The organism is Mycolicibacterium celeriflavum (assembly GCF_010731795.1).
GTDB lineage: Bacteria > Actinomycetota > Actinomycetes > Mycobacteriales > Mycobacteriaceae > Mycobacterium > Mycobacterium celeriflavum.
The window spans coordinates 4,896,663-4,914,697 of the sequence record NZ_AP022591.1 but is presented as its reverse complement, the minus strand read 5'-3'; the positions used below and the strand labels follow the sequence as shown (position 1 = coordinate 4,914,697).

20 protein-coding genes are annotated in these 18,035 nt (G+C 65.9%); 7 read left to right on the top strand and 13 right to left on the bottom strand.

The window, feature by feature from the left end:
* Nucleotide 1: 1 nt before the first annotated feature.
* From G6N18_RS23655 to G6N18_RS23645, 3 genes are read right to left on the bottom strand one after another with little or no spacing between them, the layout of a single operon-like run.
* Nucleotides 2–598 (bottom strand): cytochrome c oxidase subunit 3, encoded by a 597-nt coding sequence (locus G6N18_RS23655; RefSeq protein WP_067223247.1) that lies wholly within the window; start codon nucleotides 596–598, stop codon nucleotides 2–4.
* The gene (locus G6N18_RS23650) at nucleotides 595–1,428 is read right to left on the bottom strand and encodes a hypothetical protein (protein WP_083003958.1); all 834 of its coding nucleotides are present in this window, start codon (nucleotides 1,426–1,428) and stop codon (nucleotides 595–597) included. The genes G6N18_RS23655 and G6N18_RS23650 overlap by 4 nt, the downstream gene beginning before the upstream one ends.
* On the bottom strand, nucleotides 1,425–2,132 hold the full coding sequence (locus G6N18_RS23645; protein WP_083003962.1) for a hypothetical protein: 708 nt from the start codon (nucleotides 2,130–2,132) through the stop codon (nucleotides 1,425–1,427). The genes G6N18_RS23650 and G6N18_RS23645 overlap by 4 nt, the downstream gene beginning before the upstream one ends.
* Before the next feature lie 91 nt (nucleotides 2,133–2,223).
* Here G6N18_RS23645 and G6N18_RS23640 point away from each other — a divergent pair, with 91 nt between their 5' ends.
* On the top strand, nucleotides 2,224–2,856 hold the full coding sequence (locus G6N18_RS23640) for a TetR/AcrR family transcriptional regulator (protein ID WP_407663537.1): 633 nt from the start codon (nucleotides 2,224–2,226) through the stop codon (nucleotides 2,854–2,856).
* Here G6N18_RS23640 and G6N18_RS23635 read toward each other — a convergent pair.
* Together G6N18_RS23635 and G6N18_RS23630 are read right to left on the bottom strand one after the other, a co-directional pair.
* Nucleotides 2,811–3,686: an ArgK/MeaB family GTPase gene (locus tag G6N18_RS23635; RefSeq protein ID WP_083003966.1), complete on the bottom strand. Its 876-nt coding sequence runs from the start codon at nucleotides 3,684–3,686 to the stop codon at nucleotides 2,811–2,813. The genes G6N18_RS23640 and G6N18_RS23635 overlap by 46 nt on opposite strands.
* A gap of 12 nt (nucleotides 3,687–3,698) precedes the next feature.
* On the bottom strand, nucleotides 3,699–4,850 hold the full coding sequence (locus tag G6N18_RS23630; RefSeq protein ID WP_083003970.1) for a thiolase family protein: 1,152 nt from the start codon (nucleotides 4,848–4,850) through the stop codon (nucleotides 3,699–3,701).
* A gap of 76 nt (nucleotides 4,851–4,926) precedes the next feature.
* On the opposite strand from G6N18_RS23630, the gene G6N18_RS23625 reads away from it, so the two are divergent.
* Both G6N18_RS23625 and G6N18_RS23620 read left to right on the top strand, forming a co-directional pair.
* Nucleotides 4,927–5,691, top strand: a complete 765-nt coding sequence (locus G6N18_RS23625; protein ID WP_083003973.1) for an SDR family NAD(P)-dependent oxidoreductase — start codon at nucleotides 4,927–4,929, stop codon at nucleotides 5,689–5,691.
* Nucleotides 5,688–6,434 (top strand): SDR family NAD(P)-dependent oxidoreductase, encoded by a 747-nt coding sequence (locus G6N18_RS23620; protein ID WP_083003976.1) that lies wholly within the window; start codon nucleotides 5,688–5,690, stop codon nucleotides 6,432–6,434. Before G6N18_RS23625 ends, G6N18_RS23620 begins: the two co-directional genes overlap by 4 nt.
* A 201-nt stretch (nucleotides 6,435–6,635) precedes the next feature.
* Here G6N18_RS23620 and G6N18_RS23615 read toward each other — a convergent pair whose 3' ends face one another.
* The 4 genes from G6N18_RS23615 to G6N18_RS23600 are packed head-to-tail and all read right to left on the bottom strand — an operon-like array spanning nucleotide 6,636 to nucleotide 10,683.
* Nucleotides 6,636–7,403 (bottom strand): enoyl-CoA hydratase/isomerase family protein, encoded by a 768-nt coding sequence (locus tag G6N18_RS23615; RefSeq protein WP_083003980.1) that lies wholly within the window; start codon nucleotides 7,401–7,403, stop codon nucleotides 6,636–6,638.
* Nucleotide 7,404: 1 nt separating this feature from the next.
* Complete coding sequence (locus tag G6N18_RS23610) at nucleotides 7,405–8,502, bottom strand: acyl-CoA dehydrogenase family protein (RefSeq protein ID WP_083003984.1); 1,098 nt, start codon at nucleotides 8,500–8,502, stop codon at nucleotides 7,405–7,407.
* Nucleotides 8,489–9,301 (bottom strand): acyl-CoA dehydrogenase family protein, encoded by an 813-nt coding sequence (locus tag G6N18_RS23605; RefSeq protein ID WP_067223266.1) that lies wholly within the window; start codon nucleotides 9,299–9,301, stop codon nucleotides 8,489–8,491. Before G6N18_RS23605 ends, G6N18_RS23610 begins: the two co-directional genes overlap by 14 nt.
* Entirely contained in the window at nucleotides 9,286–10,683 is a 1,398-nt protein-coding gene (locus G6N18_RS23600) for a class I adenylate-forming enzyme family protein (protein WP_083003987.1), read from the bottom strand. Before G6N18_RS23600 ends, G6N18_RS23605 begins: the two co-directional genes overlap by 16 nt.
* A gap of 110 nt (nucleotides 10,684–10,793) precedes the next feature.
* Between G6N18_RS23600 and G6N18_RS23595 the strand changes: the two genes are divergently transcribed.
* On the top strand, nucleotides 10,794–11,111 hold the full coding sequence (locus G6N18_RS23595) for a 2Fe-2S iron-sulfur cluster-binding protein (RefSeq protein ID WP_067223269.1): 318 nt from the start codon (nucleotides 10,794–10,796) through the stop codon (nucleotides 11,109–11,111).
* Here the strand turns inward: G6N18_RS23595 and G6N18_RS23590 are convergent.
* Genes G6N18_RS23590 through G6N18_RS23575 form a run of 4 tightly spaced genes read right to left on the bottom strand, consistent with a single transcriptional unit; the run spans nucleotide 11,099 to nucleotide 15,164 of the window.
* Entirely contained in the window at nucleotides 11,099–12,175 is a 1,077-nt protein-coding gene (locus G6N18_RS23590; RefSeq protein WP_083003990.1) for a CaiB/BaiF CoA transferase family protein, read from the bottom strand. The genes G6N18_RS23595 and G6N18_RS23590 overlap by 13 nt on opposite strands.
* Nucleotides 12,172–13,128 (bottom strand): LLM class F420-dependent oxidoreductase, encoded by a 957-nt coding sequence (locus G6N18_RS23585; RefSeq protein ID WP_083003992.1) that lies wholly within the window; start codon nucleotides 13,126–13,128, stop codon nucleotides 12,172–12,174. The genes G6N18_RS23590 and G6N18_RS23585 overlap by 4 nt, the downstream gene beginning before the upstream one ends.
* 36 nt (nucleotides 13,129–13,164) lie before the next feature.
* Nucleotides 13,165–13,587 (bottom strand): cobalamin B12-binding domain-containing protein, encoded by a 423-nt coding sequence (locus G6N18_RS23580; RefSeq protein WP_083003995.1) that lies wholly within the window; start codon nucleotides 13,585–13,587, stop codon nucleotides 13,165–13,167.
* Entirely contained in the window at nucleotides 13,587–15,164 is a 1,578-nt protein-coding gene (locus G6N18_RS23575; RefSeq protein ID WP_083003997.1) for a methylmalonyl-CoA mutase family protein, read from the bottom strand. The genes G6N18_RS23580 and G6N18_RS23575 overlap by 1 nt, the downstream gene beginning before the upstream one ends.
* Before the next feature lie 212 nt (nucleotides 15,165–15,376).
* Between G6N18_RS23575 and G6N18_RS23570 the strand changes: the two genes are divergently transcribed.
* Genes G6N18_RS23570 through G6N18_RS23560 form a run of 3 tightly spaced genes read left to right on the top strand, consistent with a single transcriptional unit; the run spans nucleotide 15,377 to nucleotide 18,028 of the window.
* Nucleotides 15,377–16,201: an SDR family oxidoreductase gene (locus G6N18_RS23570; RefSeq protein WP_083004000.1), complete on the top strand. Its 825-nt coding sequence runs from the start codon at nucleotides 15,377–15,379 to the stop codon at nucleotides 16,199–16,201.
* Nucleotides 16,198–17,700: a class I adenylate-forming enzyme family protein gene (locus G6N18_RS23565; protein ID WP_083004003.1), complete on the top strand. Its 1,503-nt coding sequence runs from the start codon at nucleotides 16,198–16,200 to the stop codon at nucleotides 17,698–17,700. Before G6N18_RS23570 ends, G6N18_RS23565 begins: the two co-directional genes overlap by 4 nt.
* A 13-nt stretch (nucleotides 17,701–17,713) precedes the next feature.
* On the top strand, nucleotides 17,714–18,028 hold the full coding sequence (locus tag G6N18_RS23560) for a hypothetical protein (RefSeq protein WP_083004005.1): 315 nt from the start codon (nucleotides 17,714–17,716) through the stop codon (nucleotides 18,026–18,028).
* Nucleotides 18,029–18,035 lie beyond the last annotated feature (7 nt).

Genomic DNA, 18,035 nt, shown 5'->3' with positions numbered 1-18,035 from the left:
GTCACCTCACGACGTAGAGCATTGCGAAGATAAGGACCCACAGGAAATCAACTGTGTGCCAATAGGTGGCTCCGGTTTCGACGAGCTGCTGGGATCGCCGGGCCGGATTCCACAACTGATAGATGACCACACCCAGCACAATGAAGCCGATCAACACATGGATGCAGTGCAGTGATGTCAAGAAGAAGTAATGCTGGAAGAATTCGTCGCTGGTGAACGTGTTCCCCATGCGGATCTCCTGGATCCACTCCAGCACCTTGGAGATCACGAACACCACGCCGAAGCCGACGGTGACAAACGCGTACGTCATCGCCGTCCGGTAGACGCCATCGCGTGCCGCGCGGACACATCGGGCGATGGCCCAGGAACTCGACAGCAGGACAATGGTATTGATGACCCCGATCCGGAGATCCAGATCGGCCTGCGACTGCAGGAAGAGGTCTTCGTTCTGAGTGCGCAAGGCCAGGTAGACCGAGAAGTACCCGGTGAAAAGAAGCGCTTCGAACAGCACGAACAACCACATGTCCGGCTGGCCGGGCACGGACCGTTTCGGCGTCTCCTCGAGCTGTTGCGGCTTGGCCCCGGCGAGATCGGTCATCGAACCGCCTCCACGGCATCGTTGGCTACGTCTTTGCCCGGAAGATCGGGTAGCGGGCCGGCGCCGAAATCTTCTCGTTCGATCATCTTGCGCAGCAACATGATGAACGCGGCGGTGTAGGTGACGAACACGACCATGTTGATCCACCACGCGATCGCACCGTTCCATGCGAACGCCCCGCGTTGGAAGATCCATGCCGGTGCCACGACGACTTCGGTCAGTGCGTTACACAGCCCGAGATATGCGAACCACTTCGGGAAGACGCCGTTCTTGTCGAGCAAGATCGCAACCAGCCACACCACGGAACCGACCAGGAACACCCCCATGGTTCCGCTGAACGACAGGAACGCGAAATCGTAGAGCCAGTGAATCAGTTCGGGATCGCGGTCCGGCCGTAGGGCTGCGACGGTCATCGCGATGGCCATCACCAGCATGCCGGGAAGTGCGCTGAGCGAATACATGATGAGGTACGAGTACCCGTAGATCCGGCTCACCGACATACGTCGCATCGAGTATGCGAGAAGGGCGTTCATCGGTGCGCACATTCCGGAAATCAAGAACACGATGCCGAACCCGGTGAGGATGCCGTAGTGGCGGTCGTCGAACCATTGGACGACCAACGCCGTATCCCAGTCCGGGCTCGGTGGCGGCTGCACGCGGGTGACGAGGAAGAACAGCACACCGTACAGTTGGTAGAACACGACCATCACCCACCACGCGAACCACAACTCGCGCTTGGGATGGTGTCGACAGTTCCAGACGAGTCGTCCCAGCCGTGAATCGGTAGGGGGCTCCGGCACGGTCAGCGCTTCCGCTGTCGAAGTACTCATGCGGCGACGGCGGTTTTGGCCCGCTCCCGCCGGATCGTCTGGCCGAGAACAATTCCCATCACGACGATCCACACCGCAATCGCGATGTTCTTCACCCAGAACGACAACAGACCGTCCCATGCGATCGGTCCGGTGAACGTCACCGCGCCGAATGCCGCCGGCGCCAGAGCGACCGCGATGAGCAGATTGAAGTGCGCCACCCACGGTCGGAACACCGGTTGGTCCTGGCGATCCCAGTAAATCGCCAGCGCCAGCACCAGGCATTGGGCGATGAGGTAAGGAACCAGCACCGTGAAGGTGACCCACGCGAGGTCATTGAGCAACAGGGTGAGTTCTGGTGAACGTTCTGGCCGGAAGGAGCCGAGGAGCCAGAACATGTTGGCGATGAGAAAGAGCGTCGGCGGTCCGCCCGCGCAGGCGATCAGGCAATAGGACAGGATCGGCGTGCGGTGAGCCATCCGGCGTACCTGCATTGCCAGCAGGATGACGGTCGGGATCAATCCAACGCCGAACCAGTTGAACAGGATCATGCTGTAGCGGATACGGGCTGTCTCGTCGCGATAGAACGCGGCGACCTCCTCCGCAGACATGGTCGGCGACATGGGGTGCGTGAAGCCGGGAAACAGGAAAAACGCCGACACCCAGATGATCCCGATCACGGGCATGGCCCACAACATGATCAACTCGCCGTCAGTTCGTCTCATCGTCGAACCCTCTTCGCATAACATTGGTTGCCGATCGGCTACTTGGACGGTAGCCGATCGGCAACTAGATGGTCAATCCTCGGCTACCCTCGTGGCTGTGACCTCTACGCGAGAAGTCCCCCGGTTCGGCGCGATCACGCGTACTGCCGCTCAAACCCGCGTGCTGGATGCGGCGTTGAGACTGATCGCCCAACACGGGGTCAGTGGAACGTCGCTGCAAATGATCGCCGACGCCATGGGCGTGACGAAGGCGGCCGTCTATCGGCAGTTCAAGACGAAGGAAGAGATCGTCATCGCCATCACCGAACGGGAGATGGGCTTACTCGAGGATGCGCTGGAGGCCGCTGAGGCCGAAGGCAACGGCGTGCGGTCGCGAGAGATTCTGCTCGACCGGATGATCGACCAGGCCGTCGAGCGGCGCGGCATCGTCAGCGTCCTGCAGTTCGACCCCGTGATCATCCGACTACAGGCCGAACACGAGCCGTTTCAACGGTTCATCGAACGTCTCTACGCCGCGCTGCTGGGCACCGAGGCCGGCGTCGACGCGCGTCTGCACGCCGCGATGCTGTCCAGCGCGATCAGCGTGGCCGTCATGCATCCACTGCTTGCCGATATCGATGCCGAAACCCTTCGCGCCCAACTGGTCCGGATGTCACGCCGGATGCTCGATCTTCCGGCTCACGAGTCGACCGGGACGGAGAACAACCGCTCGGCCGCGCTGTAGGCATCGTCGCTGCCGTCGGCGACCGCGGCCGCCAGCCGGTCCAGCTCTGGGTGAGTGCGCAGCAGGGTCTGCGCCAGCGACAGGATCTGCGACCGGGCCCGCGCGGCGCGGCGCTGCGGGCTGTCGCTACGGACATGGGCCTCGATGGCCTCCACCAACTCGGCGATCCCCTCGCCTTGGGCGGCAATGAGTTTCAGGATCGGCGCCGCGGTCTCCGCGCGCAGGTCGCGCACCGTCTGGTCGGCCCCGTCGCGGTCGGCCTTGTTGACCACGACGATGTCGGCGACCTCCAGCAGACCCGCTTTGGCGGCCTGCACAGCGTCGCCTGCGCCGGGATTGAGGATGACGATGGTCGGGTCGGCGACCGCAGCGATTTCGATCTCGGACTGCCCGACGCCGACGGTCTCCAGCACGACCAGCCCGTAGGACAGCGCCGCGAGCACCCGGATCGCCGCGGGAACCGCCGCGGCGAGCCCACCGAGATGTCCACGCGCCGCCACAGAGCGGATCAGCACATCGGGATCGTTGATATGGGCAGCCATCCGGATCCGGTCACCGAGCAACGCCCCGCCGCTGTAGGGCGACGACGGGTCGACCGCCAGCACCGCGACCCGCTCGCCGCGCTCACGATATGCGCCGACCAGGGCTCCGACGGTCGTTGACTTCCCCGCTCCCGGTGGTCCCGTCACACCGACGACACGAGGCGCGCGGACCTGCCCTAGCGCATCGAGAACCTCGCTGCGCCGCGGACTTTCGACGAGGCTGAGCAGCCGGCCGGTTGCCCGGGCCGACCCGTTGCGCGCCGCGTCGAGTAGTTCGTCGATGGTCATCGCTTCAGCAGTCTACGGAGCGGCTACCTCGATGACCGTGGCCGATCCCATACCGCCGCCCGCACACATCGCGGCCACGCCGATACCGCCTCCGCGCCTTCGCAGTTCGTGCACGAGCGTGACGAGCATCCGCGCGCCGGTGGCGGCTACCGGATGGCCCAGTGAGCATCCACTACCACTCACGTTGACGCGGCCAGGGTCGATGTCGAGAAGCTTGATCGTCGCCACGCACATCGAGGCGAACGCTTCGTTGATCTCGAACAGGTCGACGTCGGCCAGTGAGAGCCGTGCCCGATTGAGCGCCTTCGGAATCGCCTCGACGGGAGCCAGACCGGTCGATGCAGGGTCCACGCCCACCGACGCCCAGGACCGGATGGTCGCCAGCGCGGGCAACCCGAGGCGGTCACTGGCGATGCCGAGGATCGCCGCACCGTCGTTGGCGCCGCATGCGTTTCCGGCGGTGATCGAGAATCCCTCGATCTCGGGATGCAGCGGCCTCAGCGACGCCAACTTCTCGATCGTCGTGTCCCGGCGCGGATGCTCGTCGACCTCGAACAGCCCGTGCGGGGTGTCGATCGGCACGATCTCGTGCTTGAAACGGCCTTCGTCGATGGCCTGGATTGCCTTGCGGTGCGACCCGAGCGTCCACTCGTCCATCTCTTCGCGCGAGATGCCGGCTTTGACCGCGGCGTTCCAGCCGACGGTGATCGACATGTCCATATTCGGGGCGTCGGGCCGGTCGGGATGCGTTGGCGGGAACCAGTCGACCAGCTCGGCATCCTTGTCGCTGCTGGCGCGGCGCTTGAACCGCGGCGACGTCGACGCGGAGTTCACACCGCCCGCGAGAATCAACTGGTCCATGCCCGCGCGGATGCTCGCCGCCGCGCCCTGCACAGCTGCCTGCCCCGCGGCGCAGTGCCGATTCACGGCGAGGCCGGGCACCGAAGTCAGGCCCGCGGTCAGCGCCGCGTGACGGGCGACTACGCCGCCGCCGTAGAGGCCCTCGCCGAGAACCACGTCGTCGACCGGACGCGAGGCCAGGTCGCCGACCGCCGCTCCGACGACATGTTCGGCCAACTGGTAGGCGTCGGTGTCGCGCAGCGAGCCCTTCATCGCGGTGCCGATGGGGGTGCGAAGCGCAGAAACGATCACGGCTTCAGGCATGGGTGTCTCCGTCTCGACCGGTATGAGAATGCTATTCTCTCAGGCTGAGAGTGCCAGTTGCAAGAAGGGGAACCATATGCAAATCGCAGGTAGCTCGGCGATCGTGGTGGGCGGCGCCGGTGGCCTCGGCGAGGCGACGGTCCGGCGCCTGCACGGTGCGGGGGCCAAGGTCGTCGTCGCCGACATGGCCGACGACAAGGGCAAGAAGCTCGAGAGCGAACTCGGCGTGCGCTATGTCCGCACCGACGCGACGTCCGAGGACTCGGTCAACGCGGCGATCGCCGAGGCCGCCTCGCTGGCGCCCCTGCGGATTTCGGTGGACACCCACGGCGGCCCGGCGAGCGGGGGCCGGCTCATCGGCAAGGACGGCTCACCGCTGGACCTCGACGGCTTCAAGACGACCATCGAGTTTTACCTGACTGCCGTGTTCAACGTGATGAGGCTGTCGGCAGCCGAGATCGCGAAGACCGAGCCGCTCGACGAGGGCGCCCGCGGCGTGATCATCAACACCGCTTCGATCGCCGGCATGGAGGGCCAGATCGGCCAGCTGCCCTATTCGGCCGCCAAGGGTGGCGTGCTCGGTATGACGCTCGTCGCCGCGCGCGACCTCTCGCCGCTCGGCATCCGCGTGGTCACCATCGCGCCGGGCACCATCAACACCCCGGCCTACGGCAAGGCGGCCGACCAGCTCGAGCAGTACTGGGGCCCGCAGGTGCCGTTCCCCAAGCGGATGGGCCGGTCGACGGAGTATGCGCAGCTGGCGCAGAGCATCGTCGAAAACGACTATCTGAACGGCGAGATCATCCGCCTGGACGGGGCGCTGCGGTTCCCACCGAAATGACGGGCGCGCTCGCGGGCAAGGTGGCGTTCGTCGCCGGTGCCAGCCGTGGTATCGGCGCGACGGTCGCCGAGGCTTTGGCCCGCGAAGGCGCGGCGGTCGCCGTCGCGGCGCGCTCCGAGCGCGAGGGCAAGGTGCCGGGGACGATTTACGCCGTCGCCGAACGCATCGCGGCGGCGGGTGGGCGCGCATTGGCAGTGCCGTGTGACGTCACCAGCGAGGAATCCGTCGAAACTGCGGTCGCTGCAACGGTTTCGGAGTTCGGCGGCATCGACGTACTGATCGCCAACGCCGGAGTGCTGTGGCTGGGACCGATCGAGTCGACGCCCCTCAAGCGCTGGCAGCTCTGCCTCAACGTCAACCTGACCGGCGTGTTCCTCGTGACCAAGGCCGTGATCCCGCATGTGCGCGCCCGCGGCGGCGGCTCGTTGATCGCGATCACCACGACCGGCGTCGAGATGGTCGACCACGGCGCCAACGCCTACTGGGTGTCGAAGGCGGCCGTCGAGCGGTTGTATCTCGGCCTGGCGTCCGATCTCAAGGACGACAACATCGCCGTGAACTGCCTGAGTCCGTCGCGCGTCGTGCTCACCGAGGGTTGGCAGGCCGGCGGCGCAGGCATGGATATCCCGCCGGAGATGGTCGAACCGCCGGAGGCGATGGCGAACGCCGCGGTGCGATTGGCCCAGCAGGACGCCAGCGGTTTCACCGGCACCATCCAGCGTTCCGAAGCCCTCACCTTCTAGGTTCCGCGAGCGTGCATGTTTGCACACGACACGCCGGGAAATTCGAGCCGTTCACGCACGCTCACAGCCGGTGAGCGTGCGAAGAATGCTGCTCCGGACCGACGGAAACGCACGGTCGCCGGAGTTCGAGCGTGCGTTCACTGCTGCCTGCGAGCGGCGTGTCGCGGAGCAGACACGCCGCTCGCGGTGCTTGGTGCCGGGCTACTTCCCCTTGGCGATCAAGCCGTCCACGATCTTGTTGAAATCCGGGGTACCGAAGGAGACGTACTCGGCGAGGTTGGCGTAATCGAGCGAGGCCATCACGGACTTCTCGAGCTGAATGTTCATCAGCCGCTTGGTGGCCTCGACGGCCTGCTGCGGCAACTCGATGAGCTTCTTGGCACACGCGATGGCCTCGGTGACCGGATCCTCGACCACGTGATTGGCCAGCCCGAGTTCGACGGCCCGCTGCGCCTTGATCCGCACACCCGTCAGAGCGAACTCCTTGGCCTGCAGCAGGCTGATCTGTGAACCCCAGACCAGCGGGCCGCCGTCGGCCGCGACCAAGCCGATGGACACGTGCGGGTCGGCGAAGAAAGCGTTCTCAGCCATGAACACGACGTCGGACAGCGCCGCCAAGCTGCAGCCCAGTCCGACGGCCGGGCCGTTCACCGCGGCGACCACCGGAATTCGGCAGCGCACCATGCCGATGACGAGGTCGCGACCGTGCTTGATGGTCTTCTGCCGCAGGGCTTCGTCGTTGCGCAGCTCATCGAGGTAGTTGAAGTCGCCGCCCGCGGAGAACGCCCGCCCCGCACCGGTGATCACCGCGGCGCGAGCGCCGGTGTCCTCGTTGAGCTCCTCCCAGATCTTGGCGAGCCCGACGTGGAGGTTGTCGTTGACCGCGTTGAGGTCATCCGGCCGGTTCAGCGTGATGATGCGCAGCGCGCCGTCGGCCTGGACGTCGATTTCGTCTGGCATTCCGTACATTTCAGCTCCCCAGTCCAAGAATCCGCTGCGCGATGATGTTCTTCTGAATCTGCGACGTGCCGCCCATGACGCTCTGCGCGCGGCTGTACATGTAAGCGCCGAACAGCTCGGCGTCGCCGGTGCCGACGGTCGCGAGCGCGGCGTGTCCGACGGACTGCTCGACCCACGTCATCAACAGTTTGTCCAGTGACCCCTGCGGCCCGTGCGTGATGCCGTCGAGTTGTTCGGACAGCCTCCTGCGCACATGTAACCGCAGCATCTCGGTCTGCACCCACGCCCAGGTCAACTCCTCGGGAGTCGAGCCCTCGACACGTAAGGCCAACTGGCGCACCAGCTTTCCGTACCGGGCGGAGAAGCCGAGTGTCGAGGGCTCCCGCTCATGGCTGACGACGGTCATCGCGAGCTTCCAGCCCTCGCCCAGCGCGCCGACCATGTTCTCCACCGGCACCCGCGCCCCGTCGAACAGAACCTGGCCGAATTCCTTGGTGACACCGCTGATCATCTTCAGCGGGCGCTGCTCGATGCCGGGTTGATGCATCGGCACGATGAATGCCGAGATGCCTCTATGTTTCAAGTGCTTCGGGACGTTCTTGTCGGTGCGAGCCAGCAGCAGACACCAGTCGGCGACGTCGGAGTAGCTGGTCCAGATCTTGTGGCCGTGGATGACGTACTCGTCCCCCTCGCGCACCGCGGTCGTGGTGAGCGATGCGAGGTCCGATCCCGCACCGGGTTCGGAGAAGCCCTGGCACCACCGCTCGGTGCCGTTGATCATCCCGGGCAGGAACCGCTGCCGCAGTTCCTCGCTGCCGTGGTGCGACAACCCGACCACCAGATAGCCCAGGCTGGGCCGCGCCGGCGCGCCGGCCTTGGCGATCTCCTCGTCGACGATCACGTCGTAGACCGGCGGCAGATCCTGGCCGCCATACTGTTTCGGCCACGACGTGCCGAAGAACCCGGCCTCGTAGAGTGCCTGGTGCCAGGCGCCCTGGGCGGCCCAATACTCGTCGCCCGACGTCGGGAACTTGCCCTTCTGTTCGGTCAGCCAGCCGCGCAGCCGATCGCGGAACGCGGCTTCCTCCGGCGAATCACGAAAGTCCAATTGTCAGCTCCTCCAGCTTCACAGGCCACGTCTCGGAGGCGGCGAGCACCCGGCGCAGATAGACATGCGCCAGGCACTCCCACGTGTTGCCGATGCCGCCGTGCACCTGAATCGAGGTCTCGCACACGGTCAGAGCGGCTCGTGCACAGTAGATCTTGGCCACCCGCGCCGCCTCGATCGCTTCAGCCGCCGGTAGTTCGTCCACCGCCCAGGCGGCATGCCGGGACACGCTGACTGCACCCTCGATCAGGGCCAGGCTCTCGGCCAGCAGATGTCCGACGGCCTGGTACGAACCGATCGTCGCGCCGTACTGCTCGCGCACTTTGGCGTAATCGACCGCGAGTGCGTGAGCGCCACGAGCCGACCCGACGAGGTCCGCGCAGGTGGCCGTCAGCGCCAGCGCGCGCCACCGCTGCGCATCATCTCCGGAAAGGTCGCCGAGCTCAGACGGCGATTCCACGACTCCGGCAAGGCTGTTGGTCAGGTCGACGGACTCGGACTGCGCGCCGGCCGCGACGTCACGCCCACCGCGCGCCCGAAGGTCATCGGCGAGCACCGGCCCGATGAACGGCACGTCGACCAGTCCGCGGGCGAACTCCTCGGCCACGATCGCCACTTCCACACCCGACGCACCATCGGAACGCAGCGTGCGGAAACCCGTGGCGTCAACCGCCTTCTCCAGCCTGGCGACTCGATTCGCGTCGTCGAGGTCGGCGACCGAGCCCGGGCCGAGGTCATCGGCCAAACTGGCTGCGGCCTCCCGCAATTGCTGTTGTTCACTTGTCAGACGGACGTCCACAGACGCTCCTTCAACACTCGACGCAGAACCTTCCCCGATGGCAGCCGCGGTATCTCGGGTACGACGACCACCCGACTCGGTCGCTTGTACGACGCCAACCGCTCGCCCACGAAAGCCACCAGCTCACCGGCCTCGACCGCGGTGTTCGTCTTCACCGCGGCGACGATCGCCTCACCGTTGACCGCATCGGGCACTCCGAAAACCGCGCAGTCGTCGACCGCTGGGTGCCCGTGCAGTACCGCTTCGATCTCCGCGGGCGCGACCTGGAAGCCACGCACCTTGATCATCTCCTTCGACCGGTCGGTGATCCGCAGCCGGCCGTCGTCGTCCAGGAAACCGACATCGCCCGTGCGATACCACCCGTCGTCGAATGCGTCTACTGTCGCCGACTCCGGCAGGTATCCCGCCATCACCGAGTCCGAGCGCACCTGGATCTCGCCGACCTCGCCCGCACCCAGGACCGCTCCACTGTCCAGCGACACCACCCGTACCCGCACACCGGGAACGGGCCGGCCCACGGTGTCCAGATGCCTGCCGTCGATGTCGTTGCACGAGATGACCGGAAGTTCGCTCGCCCCGTATGCCGTCGCCCACATCACCCCGGTTCTGCGGGTGACCGCCTCGGCGACACTCTCGGTGACCGGGGTCGCGCACCACATGATGTACCGCAGCGACGACAGGTCATAGGACTCGAGACCCGGATGGGCGGCGAGCGCCAAAGCGATTGGGGCCACTGCCATCTCGATCGTGATCCCGTCGCGCTCGATATGTCGCAGCATGAGCTCGATGTCGAAGCGCCCATGCAACCGGATCCAGGTGCCCGTTTCGAGCGCCATGACGATGTTGAGCAGCCCCAGGATGTGCGACGGCGGGGTCATGATCTGCATGCGGTCCGACGAGGACAGCTGCAGCGCATCTTGCCAGTGCCGCACGGCGACGCCGAACGAAGCGTGCGTGTGACGCACCGCCTTCGGCATACCTGTGGTGCCGGAACTGAACACGAACAGGGCGTCGGCGTCCGGCGCCGGCACCTCGAACTCCCGTCGCGCTGGGGCGATCGGCTCGTCCAGCGAAAGCATCGGCATGAGCTCTGCGAGCACACCATGGTCCCCGACGGCATGCGCCGGCCGGGTCAGCGCAAGTGCGTGCTCGGTCTCGGTGCGCTTCCAGGCCGGGCTCAGCAGGACGACGGATGCCCCCAGTTGCCAGACGGCGCGCAGCGCGACGACGAACTCGGGACGATTGGACGACATCAGCGCGACCCGGTCCCCGGCCCGCACACCGCGGCGTTGCAGAGTGTTGGCCATGCCGCCGGTCAGGCCATCGAGTTGGGACAGCGTGTACTCACGCTGCTCGAAGGCGAGCGCGATCGCCTCACTCACACCCTGTCCTCACTGGCCGCTGTCGGATCCTCCGATGGTCGAGAATAGCGTATCACTTAACGAGAATGATATTCTCTGAATATCAGAATCGACGTGCCAGGAGAGGTTCGATGACGGCAGATCCGATGCCTGGTCCGCCCGCTGCAGACGGCGACGGACAGGTGACGATCGTGCTCGATCGCAAGACGGTGTCGATCGCGCGAAAAGGGAACGAAACGCTTCTGGAGAGTGCCCGAAGGGCCGGGCTGTCGCCGCCGTTCTCCTGCGAAGCAGGCAACTGCGGCACCTGCATGGGCAAGCTCGTCGAGGGACGGGCGACCATGCGCGTCAACGACGCTCTCGATGAGGATGAGGTCGAAGAGGGATACATCCTCACCTGCCAGGCCGTCCCGGACACCGACACGATCAGCGTCACTTACGACGACTGAGACGACTGAGACGACTGAGCCGCGATGTCGCCGTGCTCGTCGACGGCCGGCGCGGGCCGGTATTCCGGTTGGTAGCCGGCGATCTGGATGGGACTGCGCACCAACCGGAATTCGCCGGCGGTGACGATCACCTCCGGTGTCTGCTCCAACGCCTCCGGCAGCGTGCGCACCGCGGCGACGGGAATCCCGAGCGGTCGGAGCCGCGACTCCCAGCCCGCCGCCGTGTCGGCGGCCAACGCGGAGGCCACCACGGCGAGCACCTCGTCGCGTTTGGCGGCCCTTTCCGCCATCGTCTCGTAGCCGTCGATCCTGGCCTCGCCACTGAACGCCCGCCAGAACCCGTCGTGGGTGATGAACAGCGCCAGATAACCGTCCGCGGTGGCGAACAGTTGCGCCGGAACGTAATACGAGTGCGCCCCGTACGGATACCGCAGCGGCGCCGCACCATCGTTGAGATAGGCCGAGGCACGATAGTTCAACTGCGAGAGCATCACGTCACGCAGGGACACGTCGACCTGACCACCGCGGCCGGACACGATCTGGGCCAGTAACCCCAACGCCGCGGCCAACCCGGTCGAGTTGTCGGCAGACGAATATCCCGGCAAGGTCGGCGGCCCGTCGGGGTGTCCCGTCATCGCGGCGACACCGGTCGCGGCCTGGATCACGTAGTCGAACGCGGGGTCGTCGCCACCCTCGAGCCCGAAGCCGGTCATCGCCACACAGACGATGCGTTCGTTGAACTGCCGAAGCGATTCGTAAGTCAGGCCCAGCTTCTTGATCGCCGACGGCTTCATGTTCACCAGCAGCGCATGGGATTCCGCGACGAGTTCGGCCAAGCGCCGACGACCGTCATCCGAGCGCAGATCGAGCACGACGCTCTTCTTGTTGCGGTTCAGACTGGCGAAGTAGCTGTCACCGACCTGACGCGAGATCTCACCGCCCGGCGGTTCGATCTTGATGACCTCCGCGCCGAGGTCGGCCAGCAGCATGGTCGCGTACGGGCCGGCCAGCATGACGCCGACCTCGATGATCCGGATGCCCGCCAGCGGACCCGAGTCGGTCACCGCACGGCCTTGGCCAACTCCGCGATCACCTCGCGGGTGCGGTATTTCGACGCGATCAGTTCGTCGCGATTCTCGCCGATCGGCAACAGCCGTACGGACAGATCGGTGACTCCGGCGTCGGCGAATCTTTGGAATCGCCGCAGAATCTGTTCACTGTCGCCGGCGGCGCACAGATCGCCGACATCGCGCGCATCCCCGCGATCGAGTAGCCGCTGATAGTTCGGCGACGTCTCGGCCTCGGCGAGAATGCGGTTCGCCCGCTCCTTCGCCGCCTCGATCTCCGAATCGGCGCACAGGCACACCGGAATTCCGGCGACGATGCGCGGCGCGGGCCTGCCGGCCTCCGCGGCGGCCTTGTTGATCTTGGGCGCGATGTGCTCACCGATAGCCTTCTCGTCGGCCATCCACAGCACCGTGCCGTCGGCGCGCTCCCCCGCGATCTGCAACATGACCGGACCCAGCGCTGCCACCAGCACCGGCAGCGGGCTCTGCGCGCCCAACACCGTAGGATTGTGCACCGAAAAGGTGCCGTTCTCGACATCGACATCGCCGGGTCCGGCGAGCGCTTTGTTGAGCACCTCGAGGTAGTCGCGGGTGTACGCGGCCGGCTTCTCATATGGAATGCCCAGCATGTCCCGAACGATCCAGTGGTGCGACGGGCCCACCCCCAGCGCGAGCCGTCCGCCGGCCATCGCGTGCACCGACAGCGCCTGACGCGCCAGCGCGATCGGGTGCTGCGCCTGCAGCGGGACCACCGCGGTACCGAGCTCTATCTTCGAGGTGTGCGCCGCCATCAGCGCAACCATCGTCAGGCAGTCGAAGTCGTTGGGCACCTGCGGCATCCATGCCGTATCCATGCCCGCGGATTCGGCCCACTCGATATCGGAGACCAGCTTGTTGACCTTGCGGGCAATGTCGCCGCGCTCGGCACCGATCATCACGCCAAGCCGCATGTCAGTTCTTCCTCCGAGAGTTCAGCGCCGAGCGAGTCACTGTGCGCTCACCGTCAACTTGCGCACCTCGTCGACCAGTGTGTCGAGCGGTGTGCCGGTCGGAAACACCGCCGCGGCGCCGGCGTCGAGCAGCTTCTGGACATCGCTCTGCGGAATCGTGCCGCCCACGACAACCGCGATATCGCCGGCGTCCGCCGCGCGCAGCGCCTCCACGGTGCGCGTGGTGAGCGCCACGTGGGCACCCGACAGGATCGAAAGGCCCACCAACCCAACGTCTTCCTGCAAGGCGATCGAGACGATGTCCTCGATGCGTTGCCGGATGCCGGTGTAGATCACCTCGAAGCCGGCGTCGCGCAGTGTCCGCGCGACGATCTTGGCGCCGCGGTCATGACCGTCGAGGCCGGGTTTGGCAACCAGCACGCGGGCCGGGCGGCTCTGGGCGGGAGCGGAGTCGCCCATCAGAACACCACCGGCTGCTGGAATTCGCCCCAGACCGCCTTGAGCGTCGAAACCATCTCGCCCACAGTGCAATACGTATTGGCGCAGTCGATCAGCTTGTGCATCAGGTTGTCATCACCTTCGGCAGCGCGAGCAAGGGCCGCCAACGACTCCTTGACCGCCGCGGCATCCCGCTCGGCCTTGACCTTGGACAGCCGCTTGAGCTGCATATCGCGGCCCTCGGCGTCGAGTTCGTAGGTTGCGATCTCCGGCGGCGGTTCATCGGCGACGAACTTGTTGACTCCCACGACCGGTCGCTCACCGGATTCGATCTCCTGGTGGATCTTGAACGCCTCGTCGGCGATCAGGCCCTGCAGATAGCCGTCCTCGATGGCTGCGACCATCCCGCCATGGGTCTCCAGATCGTGCATGATCTCGACGATCTTCTCTTCGGTCGCGTCGGTGAGCGCCTCGACGAAATACGAGCCGCCGAGCGGATCGGCGACCTTCGTCACGCCGGTCTCATAAGCGAGGATCTGCTGGGTCCGCAGCGCCAGCGTCGCAGACTCCTCGCTGGGCAGCGCGAACGGCTCGTCCCACGCCGCAGTGAACATCGACTGCACGCCGCCGAGCACCGCGGCCATCGCCTCGTAGGCGACCCGGACCAGGTTGTTCTGGGCCTGCGGCGCGTACAGCGATGCGCCGCCCGCCACACAGCCGAACCGGAACATCGACGCCTTGTCGGTGGTGGCGCCGTAGCGTTCCCGCACGATCGTCGCCCACCGTCGCCGCCCGGCCCGGTACTTCGCGATCTCCTCGAAGAAGTCGCCGTGGGTGTAGAAGAAGAAGGAGATCTGCGGGGCGAACTGATCGATGGTCATGCGGCCGCGCTCGACCACTGTGTCGCAGTAGGTGACGCCGTCGGCCAAGGTGAACGCCATCTCCTGAACGGCATTCGCGCCGGCATCGCGGAAGTGTGCACCGGCGACGGAGATCGCGTTGAACCTGGGGACCTCGGCCGCGCAGAATTCGATCGTGTCGGCGATCAGCCGCAGCGACGGTTCCGGCGGCCAGATCCAGGTGCCGCGTGAGGCGTACTCCTTGAGGATGTCGTTCTGGATGGTGCCGGTCAGCTTTGCTCGCGGCACCCCCTTCTTCTCGGCCGCGGCGACATAGAACGCCAGCAGGATCGCGGCGGTGCCGTTGATGGTGAAGCTGGTGCTGATCTTGTCCAGCGGGATGCCGTCGAACAGGATCTCGGCGTCGGCGAGCGTGTCGACCGCGACGCCGACGCGGCCTACCTCCTCGCCGTACTCGGGGTCATCGGAGTCGTAGCCGCACTGCGTAGGCAGATCCAATGCCACCGACAATCCGGTCCCGCCCTGGTCGAGCAGGTAGCGGTAGCGGCGGTTCGACTCCTCCGCCGTCCCGAACCCCGAATACTGACGAAACGTCCAGGTCTTACCGCGGTAGCCGGTTGCGAAGTTGCCGCGGGTGAACGGATAGGTGCCCGGCGGTGGCGGTTCGGTCACCCGTTCCGCCGGTCCGTAGACCGGCTCGAGCGGGATCCCCGACGGGGTCTGTACTGGCTCGCTCATCACTGGATAACGTACTTGCAAAAAATGAGAATGCCAATACCGCTGGCGGCAAACGCGCACCGAGGAAGCGGTGCCGCCCTCGGTAAAGAGCAGGCGAAGACGCGGTACACAGCGATTATGGCACTTGCGTAAAATGAGAACGTCAATACCGCTCGCCCAAGGGTGTCAGCTAGCATCGTGGGACGACGCAGGTCGCCTGGCTAAGGAGGTCCATGTCCGCCCTCACTGACCGCACGCTCGTCGTCTCCGGCGGCAGCCGCGGCATAGGTCTGGCGATCGCGCTCGCCGCGGCCGCACGCGGCGCCAACGTCGTGCTGCTGGCCAAGACGGCCGAACCGCACCCGAAGCTGCCGGGCACCGTGCACACCGCCGTCGCGGAGGTCGAGGCCGCCGGAGGCAAGGGCGTGGCGGTGGTGGGCGACGTACGCAAGGAAGAAGACGTGCAACGCGCGGTCGACGCGGCCGTCGAGCACTTCGGCGGTGTGGACATCGTCGTCAACAACGCCAGCGCCATCGCCACCGAACCGACCGAGCAGTTGGCGGCCAAGAAGTTCGACTTGATGATGGACATCAACGTACGCGGCACGTTCCTGCTCACCAAGGCCGCGCTGCCGTACCTTCGCAAGAGCCCCGACGCGCACGTCATCACGTTGGCGCCGCCGCTGAACATGAACCCGCACTGGCTGGGCGCGCACCCGTCCTACACGCTGTCCAAGTACGGGATGACGCTGCTCTCGCGGGGCTGGGCCGCCGAGTACGCGGATGCGGGCATCGGATTCAGTTGCCTGTGGCCGCAGACCTACATCGCCACCGCTGCGGTGGCCAATGCGCCGAACTTCCAGGAGATGCTGGGCAGGTCCCGCGATCCGCAGATCATGGGTGATGCGGCGGCGGCGATCCTGTCCCGCCCCGCGGCCGACGTCAACGGCAAATGCTTCATCGACTCCGAACTGCTGAAGCAATCCGGCGTGACGGACCTGTCTCGCTACGGCGGTGGCGACGACCCCATCCTTGATATCTTCGTCGACAAGTCATGAGCATTTCACTGCTGCTCGAGATGGCCTCCTCGAGCAATCCGGACCGGACCGCCGTGGTGTCCGGCGAAATGCGGCTGACCACAGGCGAATTGAGTGCACTCGCGGACGGCGGAGCGGGCGTCATCGCCGCTTCGGGCGCCTCCCACGTCGCATATGTGGGAACCGGCGGTGTCATGCTGCCGCTGCTGTTGTTCGCTTCCGCCAGGGCCGGCGTGCCGGTCACACCGTTGAACTACCGGCTCAGTGCGGACGGACTGCGTGAGCTGATCGACCGCCTGCCGGCCCCGCTGATCGTGGCCGACGCCGAGTACTGCGACGTCGTCGCCGGAACAGGCAAAGAGGTCATCGGGTCCGAGGAATTCGTGGCGAGCGCCCGCACCGCCGAACCGGCGGCCGAGTTCGCAGACCCCGAGGACGTCGCCGTGGTGCTGTTCACCTCGGGCACCACGTCACGGCCCAAAGCCGTTGAGCTGACCCACAACAACCTGACCAGTTACATCACCGGCACCGTGGAGTTCGACTCCGCGGCACCCGATGACGCCGCGCTGATCTGCGTACCGCCGTACCACATCGCCGGTGTCGGCGCCGCATTGTCGAACCTCTACGCGGGCCGCAAGATGGTGTACCTATGCCAGTTCGACCCGCATGAGTGGGTGCGCCTGGTGAAGACGGAGGGTGTCACGACGGCCACCGTCGTGCCGACCATGTTGGACCGCATCGTCACGGTTCTCGAGACGGAGTCGGTCGACTTGGCCACGCTGCGCAACCTCGCCTATGGCGGATCCAAGGTTGCATTGCCTCTGGTGCGCAAGGCGCTCGAACTGCTTCCCAACGTCGGTTTCGTCAACGCGTACGGGCTCACCGAAACCAGTTCGACCATCGCGGTGCTCGGCCCCGACGATCACCGCGCGGCACTGGCTTCGTCCGACGACGCGGTGCTGCGAAGGCTGGGTTCGGTGGGCCAACCCGTGCCCGGGATCGAGGTGCAGATCCGCAACGCCGACGGCGAGGTACTCGGTCCGGGCGAAACCGGTGAACTGTTCGTCCGTGGGGACCAGGTGTCCGGCCGCTACGCCGAGATCGGATCGGTGCTCGATGCCGACGGTTGGTTCCCCACCAAGGACATCGCGATGCTCGACGAGGCCGGCTACCTGTTCATCGGCGGCCGTTCCGACGACACGATCATCCGCGGTGGCGAGAACATCGCGCCGGCCGAGATCGAGGATGTACTCGTCGAGCATCCCGCGGTCCGCGACTGCGCCGTGGTGGGGCCGGAGGATCCGCAGTGGGGTCAGATCATCGTCGCGGTGGTGGTCCCCGCCGACACTCCAGACGGGCCGGCCACCCCGGACGCCGACGAGTTGCGCGAGCACGTCCGACGTCAGCTGCGCGGATCGCGGACCCCCGACCGAGTGGTGTTTCGCGACGAGTTGCCGACCAACGCGACCGGCAAAGTGCTCCGTCGGGAACTGATCGCCGAGTTGACAGCCACCAAATAGCAAGGAGCTCAACATGATCAAGAACGGCACACGACTTCAGAGTCAGGTGTGTGACACACAGGTGATCGTGGTACGCAGCGCCGACAGTCTCGACGATCTGCGCGCCGGCGGCGCACCGATGGTGCCGATCGACACCCAATCAGATGAGGCGAAGGCTTCCGAACTTTCCCTCGATCCGGACTTCGCCGACGGCAATGCGATGGGCAAGCGCTACGTCGACGACAACGGCGCGGAGGTCCTCGTCACCAAGGCAGGTGCGGGCACATTGAGCATCGGCAGCACTCCCCTGTCGCTCAAAGAAGCCAAGCCGTTACCGGCCAGCGACTGATACTTTC

Excerpts from the sequence above, each read along its gene's own strand:
- G6N18_RS23655 (WP_067223247.1), bottom strand. The coding sequence starts at position 598 with ATGACCGATCTCGCCGGGGCCAAGCCGCAACAGCTCGAGGAGACGCCG.
- G6N18_RS23650 (WP_083003958.1), bottom strand. The coding sequence starts at position 1,428 with ATGAGTACTTCGACAGCGGAAGCGCTGACCGTGCCGGAGCCCCCTACC.
- G6N18_RS23645 (WP_083003962.1), bottom strand. The coding sequence starts at position 2,132 with ATGAGACGAACTGACGGCGAGTTGATCATGTTGTGGGCCATGCCCGTG.
- G6N18_RS23635 (WP_083003966.1), bottom strand. The coding sequence starts at position 3,686 with ATGACCATCGACGAACTACTCGACGCGGCGCGCAACGGGTCGGCCCGG.
- G6N18_RS23630 (WP_083003970.1), bottom strand. The coding sequence starts at position 4,850 with ATGCCTGAAGCCGTGATCGTTTCTGCGCTTCGCACCCCCATCGGCACC.
- G6N18_RS23625 (WP_083003973.1), top strand. The coding sequence starts at position 4,927 with ATGCAAATCGCAGGTAGCTCGGCGATCGTGGTGGGCGGCGCCGGTGGC.
- G6N18_RS23620 (WP_083003976.1), top strand. The coding sequence starts at position 5,688 with ATGACGGGCGCGCTCGCGGGCAAGGTGGCGTTCGTCGCCGGTGCCAGC.
- G6N18_RS23615 (WP_083003980.1), bottom strand. The coding sequence starts at position 7,403 with ATGTACGGAATGCCAGACGAAATCGACGTCCAGGCCGACGGCGCGCTG.
- G6N18_RS23595 (WP_067223269.1), top strand. The coding sequence starts at position 10,794 with ATGACGGCAGATCCGATGCCTGGTCCGCCCGCTGCAGACGGCGACGGA.
- G6N18_RS23585 (WP_083003992.1), bottom strand. The coding sequence starts at position 13,128 with ATGCGGCTTGGCGTGATGATCGGTGCCGAGCGCGGCGACATTGCCCGC.
- G6N18_RS23580 (WP_083003995.1), bottom strand. The coding sequence starts at position 13,587 with ATGGGCGACTCCGCTCCCGCCCAGAGCCGCCCGGCCCGCGTGCTGGTT.
- G6N18_RS23575 (WP_083003997.1), bottom strand. The coding sequence starts at position 15,164 with ATGAGCGAGCCAGTACAGACCCCGTCGGGGATCCCGCTCGAGCCGGTC.
- G6N18_RS23570 (WP_083004000.1), top strand. The coding sequence starts at position 15,377 with ATGTCCGCCCTCACTGACCGCACGCTCGTCGTCTCCGGCGGCAGCCGC.
- G6N18_RS23565 (WP_083004003.1), top strand. The coding sequence starts at position 16,198 with ATGAGCATTTCACTGCTGCTCGAGATGGCCTCCTCGAGCAATCCGGAC.
- G6N18_RS23560 (WP_083004005.1), top strand. The coding sequence starts at position 17,714 with ATGATCAAGAACGGCACACGACTTCAGAGTCAGGTGTGTGACACACAG.